The following is a 14,581-nucleotide window of genomic DNA, read 5'->3' as shown; positions in this document are numbered from 1 at the left end:
CGCCCCTCACCCGGCCCAGCGTCCCGTGGTGAACGCGAGGGCGAACACCGTGGTCAGCGGCGCGAGCACGCCCACAAGGGCGTTCGTGACCCAGGCGCGACGCAGCGACCAGGCCGCGAGAAGCGCCCACAGAGGCCACCACAGGAGGGTGGCCCGGGGCAGCGACATGTACCAGTACGAGGTCCCGAGCGCCCAGAGGCTCAGGGCGATGTAGGTCGCCTCCGGCCAGCGGCGGCGGCGCAGGAGGACGGCGAGGAGGGCGAGGCCGACGAGCATGGCGAGGAGTTCGGCCGCGAACATCAGGGAGTACCCGGAGCGGTAGCCGCCGTCGAAGGCGGCCCGCCAGGTGTGCGCCCACGCCTCCCACGGCGCGTGGAACTCCCGGTTCCAGCCGCGTTCCTGGGCGTGCTTCCAGGCCATCCAGTCACCGGTGAGTGCGTGCAGGTACCAGGTGTACAGGAGGGCGGGGAGCGCGGGCAGGGCCAGCCACGGCAGCGCGCGCAGGCGCCGGTCCGCGGGGCGGGCGCCGACGCCCACCGCGAACTGCACGGCCAGGGCGGCCGCGAGGAAGAGTCCGCTGACCCGGACGGCGGTGGCGGCCGTGGCGAGCACGGCGGCGAGCGCCCAGCGGCCCCGCAGCGCGGCCAGCCAGGCGGGCAGGGCGAGCGCGAGGAAGAGGGACTCCGTGTACCCGGCGGCGAGGAAGACCGCGCACGGCGAGAGCAGGACGAGCAGCACCGCGCGCCGCCCGCCCGCCGCCCCCGCACCGCCGGTGGCCCCCGCGATGCGGGCCAGCGCGAGCACCGCGACGGCCCCGCTCACCAGGGAGATCAGCAGCCCTGCCGCGCCCCAGTGCGGCACCGCCGCGTGCACCGCCCGCAGCAGCAGCGGGAACCCGGGGAAGAAGGCCTCCTCGTTGGCGAACCCCGGCACGGCGTCGGTGGCACGGCCGTAGCCGTGCTCCGCTATGTGCTGGAAGTGCACCCAGTCCCACTGCTCCCACACACCGAGCACGGGCGCCCCGTGCCGCGCCTCCGGGTCGCGCGGGAACAACTGCGCCCCGCAGTAGGCGGTGAGCCACAGCCCGACCCGCGTGCACAGATAGACGAGCAGCACCTCCCGGTCACCACCCCCGACCCGCCACCGCCACGGCGACGCCCCCGCGGGGGGCACGGGGGCCGTCCGTACCGGACGGGAGGGGGCGGCCGTAGGCATGGCTGATTCTCCCTTTCGACACACGGAACGCTTCAGCCCGCCCCCGGCACTTCCGGCGGGCAGTTCAAGGCCACCGGCGGGCAGTCACAGCCCGTCCGGCGATTGAGGACGAGGCCGTTCAGACCGACAGGGGGGTCCGGGGGCGCAGCCCCCGAAGGGGTGCCGCGCCAGCCGGGGGGGTCCCCCTACGACGACTCCGGCCCCCCGGCGGGCGGATACGTCCGCCCGCCCCCGCCCCCGGCAGAAGCGGTGGTGGGCGGCGCCCCCCCGGTAGCCGTAGCGGTGGGCGGCAGCCCCCCCGTGGCCGTAGCGGTGGGCGGCGGCGCGGCCGAGGACGGCGGCGGCCCGGACGAGGGCGGCGGCGGCACCGACGCGGACGGCACCGCGGTGGGCCCCGGCGAGTCCCCGGAGGACGGCGCGGGCCGAGGCCCGGGCCCATCCGTACGCCCGGCGGGCCGCACACCCTCCCCCGGCCCGGCAACCGCGACCAGCCCCCCGCTCACCCCGCCGAAGACCACGACGGCGGCCGCCGCGAGCACGGCGAACCGGCGCCGCCGGACACGATCACCACGCCGGGTGATCTCCACGGCGGCCACGGGGGCGGCGAGCCCGCGCCCTTGCCCCGCGAGGCCCCGGAGCGCGGCCGCCAGAACGATGTCGTCGTCGGGGCACCCCCCGGAACCGGGGAGCCGGTGGTCGAAGTGGCCCCCGGAACCGGGGTGCCCGTCGCGCGGCTGCTCAGCCACCGTGCGCCTCCTGCGTGGAGAGGTCCCGCAGTCGGGGCGCGAGCGCGGCCCTGCCACGGGAGAGATGGGTCTTGACCGTGCCGGTGGACAGGCCCGTCTCGTGGGCGATCTGCTCGACGGACAGATCGCACACGTAGCGCAGGGCCACGGTCCTGCGCTGTTGCGGGGACAGTTCCTTGAGCGCCTCGACCAGGACGACCGCACCGGGGTCGGGCGCGTCGGCGGCACCGGGCCCGCCGTGCCGCTGCCAGGCCCGTTCGGCCCGGAAGAGCCCCTGCCTGCGGCGCAGCGCGAGCCGCCAGGCCACGGTCCGTACGTAGGCCTCGGGCGCGGCCTCGCGCCGCAGCCGCCCCCGCCTGCTCCAGGCCTTGACGAAGGCTTCCTGCACGACGTCCTGCGCCTCGTGCAGGTCGCCGAGCATCACATAGAGCTGTCCGGTGAGCCGTCTGACCGCGTGGGCGTAGAACTCCTCGAATTCCTCAGCGGTCAATGACGTGCTCCCCCTCTGGTCGGTACACCTTCTCTAGGCCCGCGGCGTCCGATCCGGTTGACACCCTCCCCGAAGTTTTTTCGAAAGCCTCAGCGGTCCCCCGGCCGCCCCCGAACGCACGAGCGGGGCGGGCGGACCGCAAGGGTCCCGCCCGCCCCGCCCCGTCGGCTCCCCCGACCCCGGGTCAGCGCAGCGTCGCCAGCGCCTCCGGGTCGTACGACGACAGCTCGTCGAAGGCCCCGCCGAGGACCTTCGCCGCCCACCGCGGGTCCGCGAGGAGGGCGCGGCCGACGGCGACGAGGTCGAACTCGTCGCGCTCCAGGCGGTCGAGGAGGTTGTCGATTCCCTTGACGGGAGCGCCCTCGCCCTGGAAGGCGCGCATGAAGTCGCCGTCGAGGCCGACCGAGCCGACGGTGATGACCGGCTTGCCGGTGAGCTTCTTCGTCCAGCCCGCCAGGTTCAGCTCGGAGCCGTCGAACTCGGGCAGCCAGTAGCGGCGCGTCGAGGCGTGGAAGGCGTCCACGCCGGCCGCGGCGAGCGGGGAGAGGAGGGCGTCGAGTTCGGCGGGGGTGTCGGCGATGCGGGCGTCGTAGGCGTCGGCCTTCCACTGGGAGTAGCGCAGGACGACAGGGAAGTCCGGGGCGACGGCCGCGCGCACGGCGGCCACGATCTCCGCCGCGAACCGCGTGCGGGCCACCAGGTCGCCGCCGTACGCGTCCGTACGGCGGTTGGTGCCCGCCCACAGGAACTGGTCGAGCAAGTAGCCGTGCGCGCCGTGCAGTTCGACGCCGTCGAAGCCGATGCGCTCGGCGGCGGCAGCGGCCTCGGCGAACGCCCCGATCACGGCGTCGAGGTCGGCGCGCGTCATCGCCTTGCCGGTGCCCTCGGTGCCGTCGAGGCGCAGCCCGGAGGGGCCGACCGCGGGGGCGTCCGCGAACGGGGGCAGGCCCGCGCGGCGCACCATGCCGATGTGCCACAGCTGCGGCATGATCTTCCCGCCCGCCGCGTGCACGGCGTCCACGACCTTCGCCCAACCCGCGAGCTGCTCCGCGCCGTGGAACCGCGGGACGCGGTCGCTCTCGCCCGCCGACTCGTGGCCGACGTAGGTGCCCTCGGTGATGATCAGTCCGACCTGTGCGGCGGCCCGCCGGGCGTAGTAGGCGGCCACGTCCGCACCCGGCACCCCGTCGGGGGAGAAGTTCCGGGTCATCGGCGCCATCACGATCCGGTTCGGAACGGTGAGCCCGCCGAGGGTGAAGGGCCGGGACAGGACCGCGGCGGCGCGGTCGGCGGGGGCACGGTCCGCGGAGGCACGGTCCGCGGGGACGGAGAGGGGGGCCATGAATGAGCTCCTCAGAGAATCGGTCACGGATGGAACGGAGGCATCCTCCGCATCCGTCAACAGCGCACCGGACCACCTCATTCCGCCCCGGGCACGCCAAAGGGGCGGCACCCTCCTCGCGGAGGGCACCGCCCCTTCGTACAGCTCGGGAAAGCCGTACGGCTTCAGGACAGCCGATCAACCACGGGGGCCGATCAGAAGTCCATGTCACCGCCCGGCATGCCGCCCGGAGCGCCCGCGGCAGCGGCCTTCTCCGGCTTGTCGGCGATGACGGCCTCGGTGGTGAGGAACAGCGCGGCGATGGACGCGGCGTTCTGCAACGCGGAACGCGTGACCTTCGCCGGGTCGATGATGCCCTCGGCGATCATGTCCACGTACTCGCCGTTCGCGGCGTTCAGGCCGTGACCCGGGGTGAGGTTGCGGACCTTCTCCACGATGACGCCACCCTCGAGGCCGGCGTTCACGGAGATCTGCTTCAGCGGGGCCTCCAGGGCCAGCTTCACAGCGGCGGCACCGGTGGCCTCGTCGCCGTCGAGCTCCAGCTTCTCGAAGACCGAGGAGGCCTGGAGCAGGGCCACGCCACCACCGGCGACGATGCCCTCCTCGACGGCCGCCTTGGCGTTGCGCACGGCGTCCTCGATGCGGTGCTTGCGCTCCTTGAGCTCCACCTCGGTGGCGGCACCGGCCTTGATGACGGCCACGCCGCCCGCGAGCTTCGCCAGGCGCTCCTGGAGCTTCTCGCGGTCGTAGTCGGAGTCGCTGTTCTCGATCTCGGCGCGGATCTGGTTGACGCGACCCTGGACCTGGTCGCTCTCACCGGAGCCGTCGACGATGGTCGTCTCGTCCTTGGTGATGACGACCTTGCGGGCGCGGCCGAGCAGGTCGAGACCGGCGTTCTCCAGCTTGAGGCCGACCTCCTCGGAGATGACCGTGCCGCCCGTGAGGATGGCGATGTCGCCGAGCATGGCCTTGCGGCGGTCGCCGAAGCCAGGGGCCTTGACGGCGACGGACTTGAAGGTGCCGCGGATCTTGTTGACGACCAGCGTGGACAGGGCCTCGCCCTCGACGTCCTCGGCGATGATCAGCAGCGGCTTGCCCGACTGCATGACCTTCTCCAGGAGCGGAAGGAGGTCCTTCACGTTGGAGATCTTGGAGTTGACGATCAGGATGTACGGGTCGTCGAGCGACGCCTCCATACGCTCCATGTCGGTGGCGAAGTACGCCGAGATGTAGCCCTTGTCGAAGCGCATGCCCTCGGTGAGCTCGAGCTCCAGACCGAAGGTCTGCGACTCCTCGACGGTGATGACGCCTTCCTTGCCGACCTTGTCCATGGCCTCGGCGATGAGCTCGCCGATCTGGGTGTCGGCGGCGGAGATGGAGGCGGTGGAGGCGATCTGCTCCTTGGTCTCCACGTCCTTGGCCTGCTCGAGCAGGGCGCCGGAGACGGCCTCGACGGCCTTCTCGATGCCGCGCTTGAGGGCCATCGGGTTGGCGCCGGCCGCGACGTTGCGCAGGCCTTCCTTGACGAGCGCCTGGGCGAGGACGGTCGCGGTCGTCGTGCCGTCACCGGCGACGTCGTCCGTCTTCTTCGCGACCTCCTTGACCAGCTCGGCGCCGATCTTCTCGTACGGGTCCTCGAGCTCGATCTCCTTGGCGATGGACACACCATCGTTGGTGATCGTGGGGGCGCCCCACTTCTTCTCGAGGACGACGTTGCGACCCTTGGGGCCCAGGGTCACCTTGACGGCGTCGGCGAGCTGGTTCATGCCGCGCTCGAGGCCGCGCCGTGCCTCCTCGTCGAACGCGATGATCTTGGCCATGTGAAGTGGTCCTCCCGGACGGGGTGGAAAAGCAAACGGACCGTGCTGGCGCCCGCGACGGACGGCCTGCGTGCCGTGTGGTTCCTTGCCCCACCCGGCCTGCGGACCTCACCGACCCGATCCAAGTTCTGTCACTCTCACTCGTAGAGTGCTAACGCCAATGATTAGCACTCGGCCCCTGCGAGTGCAAGCGCCTCTCCCGGATCCCCGGAGCGCTCCGGACTCGTCCGCGGGCGCGCGGGCACACGCGAGGGGCCCGTACCCCCATGGGATACGAGCCCCTCACGATGCTTGCCTCGGTGGTCGGTCGCGCCGAGCTAGACGGCGAGCTTGACCATGTCCGCCTGCGGACCCTTCTGGCCCTGCGAGATCTCGAACTCCACTCGCTGACCTTCTTCCAGGGTGCGGTAGCCGTCCATCTGGATCGCGCTGTAGTGGACGAAAACATCCGCACCACCGTCGACCGCGATGAAGCCATATCCCTTCTCCGCGTTGAACCACTTGACGGTGCCCTGAGCCATGCCTAACTCCCCTATTACTGGCCCTTGCGCAGGACCGCACTTCGCGGACCCGGGTCAGACCTCACCCCCTACGGGTTGGGGGTGTGCGCCGGAACGCGTCGACCGCGGCTGAATGTATCTGTCCAACTGCCGTCTGCAACAGGTCAATCGGACGAGAATTCTGGGCAGGACTGTTCTCCGATATGCGGAGAATTCATCGGAGTTCAGGGCAAGTCGGGCCGGGCAAAAGCCACATAAGGCTTGAATGGGCCGGGCACTTTGGCTGCTTCTTGTCGGCCCGAGGCCGACTTCGCCTATCCGCCGGGCACCGCCCGGGGCGGGAATCGAAGCTCCATTCCCAACTGTACCGCGCTCAATCACACAGAATTGCCCCCTCCGCTTCTCTCGCGGAGGGGGCAACACCGGTGACGCCGCGTGCCGGTCAGCAGCCGCCGGCGACGGCCGGGATGATCGAGACGCCCGCGCCGTCCGGCGTGGCCGTCTCCAGGCCCTGCTCGAACCGCACGTCGTCGTCGTTGACGTACACATTCACGAACCGCCGCAGCTTGCCCTGGTCGTCCAGGACCCGGGCGGCGATCCCGGTGTGCTTCTTCTCCAGATCGGCGATGACCTCACCGAGGGTGCCCCCCTCGGCGACGACCTCGGCCTGGCCACCGGTGTAGGTACGAAGGATGGTGGGGATGCGAACGCTGACGCTCATGGGGTTCACCTCTGAGGGACGGGGAGTGGGGCGCCCCTGGAAGGGGCGCGGGGAACTGCGCGCGGACGGACCACGGCCGCCCGTCGGCGACGACGATCAGGCCCTACGGCGTCCGACCGACGAGCCCGGCGGAGCGAAACGCGTCGAGGCTCGGCGGAATGGTCGCCGTGACCTGCGAAGTCTCAGCGACAGCGTCAAGCGTCTTCAGACCGTCCCCGGTGTTGAGCACGACGGTGGTGAGGGAAGGATCGATCAGCCCCGCCTCGACCAGCTTCCGGGTGACCCCCACGGTCACCCCGCCCGCCGTCTCGGCGAAGATCCCTTCCGTGCGGGCGAGAAGCTTGATCGCGTCGACGACCTGCTCGTCGTCGACGTCCTCCACCGCGCCGCCGGTGCGCCGCGCGATGTCCAGGACGTAGGGCCCGTCGGCCGGGTTGCCGATGGCGAGCGACTTGGCGATGGTGTTCGGCTTCTGCGGGCGGACCACGTCCTGCCCGGCCTTGAACGCCGCCGACACCGGCGAGCAGCCCTCCGCCTGGGCACCGAAGATCTTGTACGGCTTGTCCTCGACCAGGCCGAGCGCGATCAGCTCCTTCAGACCCTTGTCGATCTTCGTGAGCTGGGAGCCGGAGGCGATGGGGATCACGAGCTGGTCGGGGATCACCCATCCCAGCTGCTCGCAGATCTCGTACGCGAGGGTCTTGGAGCCCTCGCCGTAGTAGGGCCGCAGGTTGACGTTGACGAAGCCCCAGCCCTCGCCGAGCGGGTCGCCGATGAGCTCGGAGCAGAAACGGTTCACGTCGTCGTAGTTGCCCTCGATGCCGACGAGCTCACCGCCGTACACCGCGGCCATGACGACCTTGCCCTGCTCCAGGTCGTGCGGGATGAACACGCAGGAGCGGAAGCCCGCACGGGCGGCGGCGGCGCCCACGGCCCCCGCGAGGTTGCCCGTGGAGGAGCAGGACAGGGTGGTGAAGCCGAAGGCGCGGGCGGCTTCGAGGGCCTGGGCGACGACGCGGTCCTTGAAGGAGTGCGTGGGGTTGCCCGAGTCGTCCTTGACGAACAGCCTCCCCGGCTCGACACCGATCTCACGGGCGAGGTTGTCGGCCTTGACGAGCTTGGTCCAGCCCGGGTTGAGGTTCGGCTTGTCGGCCACGTCGGCGGGGACCGGCAGCAGCGGGGCGTAGCGCCAGATGTTGGCCGGACCGGACTCGATCTTCCTGCGCAGGGCCTCCGGGTCGCCGAGCGGCAGGTCGTAGGCGACTTCGAGCGGTCCGAAACACTCGGCGCAGGCGAAGATCGGACCGAGGTCGAAGCGGGTTCCGCACTCGCGGCAGGAGAGGCCGGACGCGGGCCCGAGATCGACGGCGGGAGTCCCGGTGGCGGCGGTGGCGCCGGCGGCGGGGGAGGTTTCGACAGTCTGCACAGCCATGGAGGCGAGGCCCTTTCTCCTCATCTTCCTCGCGACGCATCTCGCCGCGAGACGGAATTGGCACCTTCCCGAGCCGGGAGCCTCGCGACGCCGGATCCGATGGATCGCGTACGAGACCGACTGGGTGGTTGCCGGGGCTTCAACGGGCCGTATCCCTCTGCCCCTCTGGATGAGCGGTATGGCGCCGGGCGCAGAACGCCCGGGGCATTTGTGACGCGACGGCCACCGACGTGCGATGGTCATGCGCGTTGTCCAAGACTGTAACCGAAGCCCTGGACGCTTGAGATAGTCGTCCGTAGCGCGAGATGGATCACAATCGGGAGGACCGCGCGTGCTGGAAGAGGTCGAGCGCTGGCTGAGCAGGCGTTCCTGGTCCGTCGCCGACCGCCCGCCCTCCGCCCTCCTGGCCGCCAAACGGGCAGCGGGCACCTCGGTGAGCGTGGTGCTGCCCGCTCTCGACGAGGAGGGGACCGTCGGCGCCATCGTGGCCGAGATTCGCCGCGCGCTGATGGAGCGGACACCGCTGGTCGACGAACTGGTGGTGATCGATTCCGGTTCGGGCGACCGCACGGCGGAGGTCGCCGCGGCCGCCGGCGCCCGGGTCGTGCACCGGGACGAGATCCTGCCGCGCCTGCCCGCGCTGCCCGGCAAGGGCGAGGTCCTGTGGCGGTCCCTCCTGGTCACCCGCGGTGACGTCGTCGCGTTCGTCGACGCGGACCTGAAGGAGTTCTCGGCGGACTTCGTCTCCGGCATCGTGGGGCCGCTCCTCACCGAGCCCGACGTGGACTTCGTGAAGGCGATGTACGACCGCCCCCTCGGCACGGCGGCCGGACAGGGCGGCCGGGTCACCGAGCTGATGGCGCGCCCCCTCCTGAACATGCACTGGCCGCAGCTCGCCGGGTTCGTGCAGCCGCTCGGCGGCGAGTACGCGGCCCGCAGGTCGCTCCTGGAACGCCTGCCCTTCCCCGTCGGGTACGGGGTCGAGCTCGGTCTGCTCGTGGACGCGCTGCACACCGCGGGCCTCGACGCCCTCGCGCAGGTCGACGTCGGCGTACGCGTCCACCGCCACCAGGACGGGCAGGCCCTCGGACGGATGGCGGCGGCGATCTACCGCACCGCGCAGCTGCGGCTCGCCCGCGCCCATCTCGTACGCCCCGAGCTGACCCAGTTCGTCCGGGGCGAGCACGGTTTCGAGCCGCGGACGCACCCCGTGGACACCGAGGAGCGGCCACCGATGGCCCAGGTCGCGGAGTACGCGCGGCGCAGGGTGGCCTGAGCAGGCAATTCTCGGCGCGGCCCGCCCCGGCGGACCCGACGGGGATGTGACGTCGGCCGCCCGCACGTTTGAGCGTTTCCGTCAGCGGCTAGGTTCGCCACATGGTCTCCGAGCACGCAGCCGCCCAGGTCCTCGTCGCGTCGAACCGCGGCCCGGTGACGTACTCCCTCGGCGACGACGGGACGCTCGACGCCAAACGCGGCGGCGGCGGCCTCGTCTCCGGGCTCAGCGCCATCGGTGACGACGCCGACGCCCTGTGGGTGTGCTCGGCGCTCGGCGACGGCGACCGGGAGGCCGTGCGGCGCGGGGTCGGCGAGCCCGGTGTGCGCATGCTCGACATCGACGCCGCCGTGCACGCCGACGCGTACAACGGCATCGCGAACTCCGTGCTGTGGTTCGTGCACCACATGCTGTACCAGACACCGCTCGAACCCGCCTTCGGTCCCGAGTTCCGGGCGCAGTGGGCCGCGTACGAGACGTACAACCGGGCCTTCGCCGAGGCCCTCGCGCGGGAGGCGGCGCCCGGCGCGGCCGTCCTCGTCCAGGACTACCACCTGACGCTGGTGCCCGGCATGCTCCGCGAGCTCCGTGATGACCTGCGCATCGGCCACTTCTCGCACACGCCCTGGGCGCCCGTCGACTACTTCCGGCTGCTGCCCGACGACATCGCCGAGCAGGTCCTGCGCGGGATGCTCGGCGCGGACCGGCTCGGGTTCCTCACCGGGCGGTGGGCCGACGCCTTCACCGACTGCTGCGTGGCGCTCCTCGGCGGTACGACGGGCACGCGCGTCGGCGTGCACGGGCTCGGGGCCGACGCGGACTTCCTGCGGGAGCGGTCGCGCCGGGACGACGTCGAGGAACGCCTTGTGACGCTGCGGGAGCAGATCGGCACGGACGCCTCGGGGGCGGCCCGCAAGGCCATCGTCCGGGTGGACCGCACCGAGCTGTCCAAGAACATCGTGCGCGGCCTGCACGCCTACCGCCAGCTCCTCGACGACCGGCCGGAGTGGCGCGAGCGGGTGGTGCACGTGGCGTTCGCCTACCCCTCGCGGCAGGACCTCGCGGTGTACCGCGACTACACCGCGGAGGTCTCGCGTGTCGCCGAGTCCATCAACTCCGCGTACGGGACCGCCGACTGGACGCCCGTCGTCCTGCACGTCAAGGACGACTTCGCGCGCTCCCTCGCCGCGTACCGGCTCGCCGACGTCGCCCTCGTCAACCCCATCAGGGACGGCATGAACCTGGTCGCCAAGGAGGTGCCCGTCGTCTCCGACGAGGGGTGCGCGCTCGTCCTGTCCCGGGAGGCGGGGGCGCACGCGGAGCTGGGCGAGGACGCGATCACCGTGAACCCGTACGACGTCTCGGGGACGGCCGCGGCGCTCCACGAAGCGCTCGTGATGCCCGTCGAGGAGCGGGCGGAGCGCACCAAGCGCCTTGCCGCCGCTGCCACGGCGCTCCCTCCGGCCCAGTGGTTCCTGGACCAACTCCACGCCTTGACGCCTTCGGCCTAGCCCGGGCCTGTACCTGCCCTGACCCGCCGCTCCACGGCGGATTTTCCCCACCCACCCACCCTTTGTCTCCCGGTGTGGGCAGCTGGTCCGCCAGGGGCGGAACGGCGGGGAGTGCAGCGAGGAAGGACCGACGGCCGGGGCAGGTCAGGACAGCCGGTCGGCCAGGCCCGCCAGGAGGGCGACCACGGCGGCGGGACCGTTGACGACGAGGTCGGCACGATCGGCCAGCTCAGTGACCTCCGCACTGCCACTGCACACCAGCAGCCCCTGCACATCCCCGTCCGACCGCAACTTCTCGACGGCGGCGAACGCGGGCAGGTCCCCGAGGTCGTCCCCCGCGTACAGGACGGACTCGGCACCCACCTCCCGTACGTAGTCGACCAGGGCGACCCCCTTGTCGACCCCGGGCGGCCGCAGCTCGAGCACCAGACGCCCCGGCTCGACGATCAACCCGTGCCGAGCGGCCAGCTCCCCGAGCGGCCCCCGCAACTCCTCGAACGCCGCCTGCGGATCCCGCGCCCGCCGCGTGTGCACGGCGACGGCCCGCCCCTTCTCCTCGATCCAGGTCCCGCGCCACGCCCCGATCGCGTCCAGGAACCCCGGCAGCTCCGCCCGCGCCCCCGCCACCCCGGGATGCGGCTCGGCGGCCTGCACGGTCGCGCTGACGGCGTCCCAGCGCTCGGCCCCGTAGTGCCCGAGGACGACGAGGTGTTCGAGGCCGGGAACCCCCGCGAGCCCGCCGTGCCGCACGGCGACCCCGGCGGGCCTGCCGGTGACGACGGCCACGGAACGCACCTCGGGCGCGAGCGCGGCGAGCGCGGGCACCGCGCCGGGGTGCGCCCGCGCCTGCTCGGGGTCGGGCACGATCGGCGCGAGCGTGCCGTCGAAGTCGAGGGCGATCACGGCGCGTTCGGGCCGGGCCAGGATCGCGGCGAGGCCGTCGCGCCCGGCGGGCGTCAGCGGCTGCGGCAGGCAGTACGTCGGGTCACCCATAGGCCAGACCTTAGCCCTAACGTTCGGCGCGCCGCGCCTCGCGGACCCGCCGCAGCCGGTTCACGGTGACCGGATCGTGGGCCAGGGCACGCTCGTCGTCGAGCAGCGCGTTCAGGATCTGGTAGTAGCGCACCGGGGCGAGCCCCAGCTCCTCCCGGACTGCCCGCTCCTTGGCGCCGGGCCCGGCCCAGTTGCGCCGCTCCAGGGCGAGCACCGCCTCGGCCCGGCCGGAGAGCGCACCGGAAGCGGGCCGCGCGTCGTCCGCCGCGGCGGGCGTACCGGGCGTGCCGGGAGCGCCGGGATCACTGGGCGGACCCGGCGTTCCGGAAGCGTCGGGCGTACCGGGGTCACCGTGCGTTCCAGGAGCGCCGGGCGTACCGGGATCACCGGGGGCACCCGGCGTACCGGGAGCGTCGCGCGCACCGGCGTCGGGGTGGTCCGTCATGACGACCACGCTAACCCCGGCCCCGCCGCCGGGTCACTGCGCGTTCTCCTCCGCGGCGGCCTTCGCCTCGATCTGGCCGAGGATGGCCTCCGGGTTGCCGTTCTCGTCGACGGTCTTGCCGATGTACTTCTTGACCTGCACGGACACCTGCGCCCACGACGTCTTGCCGACCGGGTACAGCTGCGAGGCGGGCAGCTCCTCCAGGAACTGGCCGAGCTTCGCCGAGTCCTCCTTGTTCTCCGCCATGGCCTGCGACGCCGACGTCGTGACGGGCAGCAGGTCGTACTCGCGCGAGAAGTCGAGGACGTTCTCGGTGCTGTAGACGAAGTCGAGGAACTCGCCGATCTCCTCGCGGTGACCGTTCTGCTTGAAGGCCATCATCCAGTCGGCGACGCCCATCGTGGACTGGGCCTTGCCGTCGATGCCGGGCATCGGCACCATCCCGTACTTCAGGCCCTTCTTCGCGGACATCTGCATCAGGGTGGGGTGCCCGTTGAGCATGCCGACGTCACCGCGGGTGAAGGCCGCGAAGGCCTCGGCACGGTTCAGCTTGCCGGGCGGCGTCGGACCGGTGAGGCCCTTGCCGACCAGCTCGTCCTTCAGCCACTTGAAGGTCGTCACATTGGGCTTGGCGTCGATGTCGTACGAGCCGACGTTGTCGGTGTAGCCGCCGCCCCCGCTGAGCAGCCACTGCATCGTCTCGGCCTGCGCCTCCTCCGGGCCGAGCGGCAGCGCGTAGGGGATCTTCACGCCGCGCGCCTTCAGCTTCTGCGCGGCGGCCTGCAACTCGTCCCAGCTCTCCGGCGGTTTGATGCCGGCGCTCTTGAACAGCTTCTCGTTGAAGAACAGCAGGCGCGTGGACGCGGCGAACGGCATGCCGTACTGCACCCGGTTCACCTCGCCCGCCTTGGAGAGCGGGGCAAGGAAGTCGGCCTGCGTGGGGATGGAGAGCAGGTCGTCGGCGCTGTACAGCTTGTCCTGCGCGGCGTAGTCGGCGTACGCGCCGATCTGGGCGAGGTCGGGGGCGTTCCCGTCCTGCACCATCTCCTTGACCTCGCGGTCGACGTCCGTCCAGGCGTGCACGGTCACATCGACCTTGATGCCCGGGTGCTCGGCCTCGAACTTCTTCGACAGCTCGTCCCAGTACTTCTTGGAGGTGTTCGCCGAGGAGTCGCCGTAGTCGGCGGCCACGAGCTTGAGGGTGACGTCACCGGAGTCGCCGGAGTCGCCGCCGCAGCCGGAGAGCAGTGCCGTCATGCTCAGCGCGGCCACCGCCGCGGTCAGACCTGTCACGCGCCGCTGCACTGCTGTTTCCCACCCTCGTCGTTCCTGGCCGAACCGCGAGTTTCCCCCGCGTCCCGCTACAAGGTCTACACCACGCGCGTATCACTTCTGCAACGGCCTTGGCTTATTGCAGCGCCCACGTACTCCTGCTGAGCACTCCCCCGCACCCGCACCACCCCACCCCGGACCGCAACTCCCGCTCCGGCAAGGAGCCTTGGCGGATGTCGCGTACCGCAGAAGAGACAGCCACCAAGCCCGACTCCTGGCGGCGGGCGGCCACCGCGGCCGGCACCTTCGACGGCCTGCCGCGGCCGGGCGAACGGGTCGCGTGACCGGGTGCGGTACGTCCTGGTTCATGGCCGTTCCTGCGGGCGGGGCTCGGCGACATCCCCGGCGTCAAGCCGGTGGCGGAGGCGGCCGCCGACGCCGAGGAAGCGCTCACCGCTCCCCTGCCCGCCGACGTGACCGGCGCCGAACAGTGGACGTTCCTCGGCCGCGGCTGGACCTACGGACTCGCCCTCGAAGCCGCCCTGAAGATGCGGGAGGCGTCCGGCGCCTGGACGGAGGCGTACCCGGCGATGGAGTACCGCCACGGCCCCATCGCCGTCACCGGCCCCGGCCTCGACCCCCTGGCCGCCCTCGTCCACGCCCAACGCCTGGCGGTGACTGTGGCCGAGTCCCGAGGCCACGACCCGGACCACCCCCGCAACCTCACACGCAGCGTGATCCTGACACCGCCCGGCGAGGCATCCAGCCCGTCCGGCGTTTGAGGACGAGGCGCGGAGTGCCGAAAAGGGGGGTCCAGG

At 71.8% G+C, this 14,581-nt stretch carries 12 protein-coding genes, 2 pseudogenes and 1 riboswitch; of the genes and pseudogenes, 3 read left to right on the top strand and 11 right to left on the bottom strand.

Features of this window, described 5'->3' with window-relative positions; translation table 11 throughout:
* Positions 1–6: 6 nt before the first annotated feature.
* The 8 genes from ACH4DX_RS21720 to thrC form a co-directional block, all read right to left on the bottom strand.
* Entirely contained in the window at positions 7–1,215 is a 1,209-nt protein-coding gene (locus ACH4DX_RS21720; RefSeq protein WP_398156306.1) for a mannosyltransferase family protein, read from the bottom strand.
* Positions 1,216–1,400: 185 nt separating this feature from the next.
* The gene (locus ACH4DX_RS21715) at positions 1,401–1,961 is read right to left on the bottom strand and encodes a hypothetical protein (protein ID WP_398156305.1); all 561 of its coding nucleotides are present in this window, start codon (positions 1,959–1,961) and stop codon (positions 1,401–1,403) included.
* Positions 1,954–2,451 carry a SigE family RNA polymerase sigma factor gene (locus ACH4DX_RS21710; RefSeq protein ID WP_398121065.1) on the bottom strand — a complete coding sequence of 166 codons (498 nt, stop codon included), beginning with the start codon at positions 2,449–2,451 and terminating at the stop codon, positions 1,954–1,956. Before ACH4DX_RS21710 ends, ACH4DX_RS21715 begins: the two co-directional genes overlap by 8 nt.
* A 184-nt stretch (positions 2,452–2,635) precedes the next feature.
* Positions 2,636–3,793 carry an NADH:flavin oxidoreductase gene (locus ACH4DX_RS21705; RefSeq protein WP_398156304.1) on the bottom strand — a complete coding sequence of 386 codons (1,158 nt, stop codon included), beginning with the start codon at positions 3,791–3,793 and terminating at the stop codon, positions 2,636–2,638.
* Between the two features lie 194 nt (positions 3,794–3,987).
* A complete protein-coding gene (groL, locus tag ACH4DX_RS21700) occupies positions 3,988–5,613 on the bottom strand; it encodes a chaperonin GroEL (protein WP_398121061.1) in 1,626 nt (541 codons plus the stop codon).
* A 317-nt stretch (positions 5,614–5,930) separates the two neighbouring features.
* Positions 5,931–6,134, bottom strand: a complete 204-nt coding sequence (locus ACH4DX_RS21695; protein ID WP_005315736.1) for a cold-shock protein — start codon at positions 6,132–6,134, stop codon at positions 5,931–5,933.
* 421 nt (positions 6,135–6,555) lie between these two features.
* Entirely contained in the window at positions 6,556–6,834 is a 279-nt protein-coding gene (locus ACH4DX_RS21690) for a ubiquitin-like small modifier protein 1 (protein ID WP_398121058.1), read from the bottom strand.
* 103 nt (positions 6,835–6,937) lie between these two features.
* On the bottom strand, positions 6,938–8,266 hold the full coding sequence (thrC, locus tag ACH4DX_RS21685; protein WP_398121056.1) for a threonine synthase: 1,329 nt from the start codon (positions 8,264–8,266) through the stop codon (positions 6,938–6,940).
* A 17-nt stretch (positions 8,267–8,283) separates the two neighbouring features.
* Positions 8,284–8,442: riboswitch (SAM riboswitch) on the bottom strand.
* Between the two features lie 155 nt (positions 8,443–8,597).
* Between thrC and ACH4DX_RS21680 the strand changes: the two genes are divergently transcribed.
* Positions 8,598–9,542: a glucosyl-3-phosphoglycerate synthase gene (locus ACH4DX_RS21680; RefSeq protein ID WP_398156303.1), complete on the top strand. Its 945-nt coding sequence runs from the start codon at positions 8,598–8,600 to the stop codon at positions 9,540–9,542.
* Positions 9,543–9,643: 101 nt separating this feature from the next.
* The gene (locus tag ACH4DX_RS21675) at positions 9,644–11,053 is read left to right on the top strand and encodes a trehalose-6-phosphate synthase (RefSeq protein ID WP_398156302.1); all 1,410 of its coding nucleotides are present in this window, start codon (positions 9,644–9,646) and stop codon (positions 11,051–11,053) included.
* A 144-nt stretch (positions 11,054–11,197) separates the two neighbouring features.
* Here ACH4DX_RS21675 and otsB read toward each other — a convergent pair whose 3' ends face one another.
* The 3 genes and pseudogenes from otsB to ACH4DX_RS21660 form a co-directional block, all read right to left on the bottom strand.
* Positions 11,198–12,046: a trehalose-phosphatase gene (otsB, locus tag ACH4DX_RS21670; protein ID WP_398156301.1), complete on the bottom strand. Its 849-nt coding sequence runs from the start codon at positions 12,044–12,046 to the stop codon at positions 11,198–11,200.
* A gap of 16 nt (positions 12,047–12,062) precedes the next feature.
* A pseudogene (locus ACH4DX_RS21665) lies at positions 12,063–12,281 on the bottom strand (DUF3263 domain-containing protein); the annotation flags it as partial.
* A gap of 243 nt (positions 12,282–12,524) precedes the next feature.
* Positions 12,525–13,796 carry an ABC transporter substrate-binding protein gene (locus ACH4DX_RS21660; RefSeq protein WP_398121046.1) on the bottom strand — a complete coding sequence of 424 codons (1,272 nt, stop codon included), beginning with the start codon at positions 13,794–13,796 and terminating at the stop codon, positions 12,525–12,527.
* Between the two features lie 200 nt (positions 13,797–13,996).
* On the opposite strand from ACH4DX_RS21660, the pseudogene ACH4DX_RS21655 reads away from it, so the two are divergent.
* Positions 13,997–14,545 (top strand): annotated as a pseudogene (locus ACH4DX_RS21655) (SIS domain-containing protein).
* Positions 14,546–14,581: the final 36 nt, after the last annotated feature.

The sequence above is a fragment of the Streptomyces sp. NPDC017940 genome (assembly GCF_044328435.1).
Lineage (GTDB): Bacteria > Actinomycetota > Actinomycetes > Streptomycetales > Streptomycetaceae > Streptomyces.
Note: the sequence above shows the minus strand (reverse complement) of the source record. Positions and strands in the feature narration are given on the sequence as shown.

Excerpts from the sequence above, each read along its gene's own strand:
- ACH4DX_RS21720 (WP_398156306.1), bottom strand. The coding sequence starts at position 1,215 with ATGCCTACGGCCGCCCCCTCCCGTCCGGTACGGACGGCCCCCGTGCCC.
- ACH4DX_RS21705 (WP_398156304.1), bottom strand. The coding sequence starts at position 3,793 with ATGGCCCCCCTCTCCGTCCCCGCGGACCGTGCCTCCGCGGACCGTGCC.
- groL (WP_398121061.1), bottom strand. The coding sequence starts at position 5,613 with ATGGCCAAGATCATCGCGTTCGACGAGGAGGCACGGCGCGGCCTCGAG.
- ACH4DX_RS21695 (WP_005315736.1), bottom strand. The coding sequence starts at position 6,134 with ATGGCTCAGGGCACCGTCAAGTGGTTCAACGCGGAGAAGGGATATGGC.
- ACH4DX_RS21690 (WP_398121058.1), bottom strand. The coding sequence starts at position 6,834 with ATGAGCGTCAGCGTTCGCATCCCCACCATCCTTCGTACCTACACCGGT.
- thrC (WP_398121056.1), bottom strand. The coding sequence starts at position 8,266 with ATGGCTGTGCAGACTGTCGAAACCTCCCCCGCCGCCGGCGCCACCGCC.
- ACH4DX_RS21675 (WP_398156302.1), top strand. The coding sequence starts at position 9,644 with ATGGTCTCCGAGCACGCAGCCGCCCAGGTCCTCGTCGCGTCGAACCGC.
- otsB (WP_398156301.1), bottom strand. The coding sequence starts at position 12,046 with ATGGGTGACCCGACGTACTGCCTGCCGCAGCCGCTGACGCCCGCCGGG.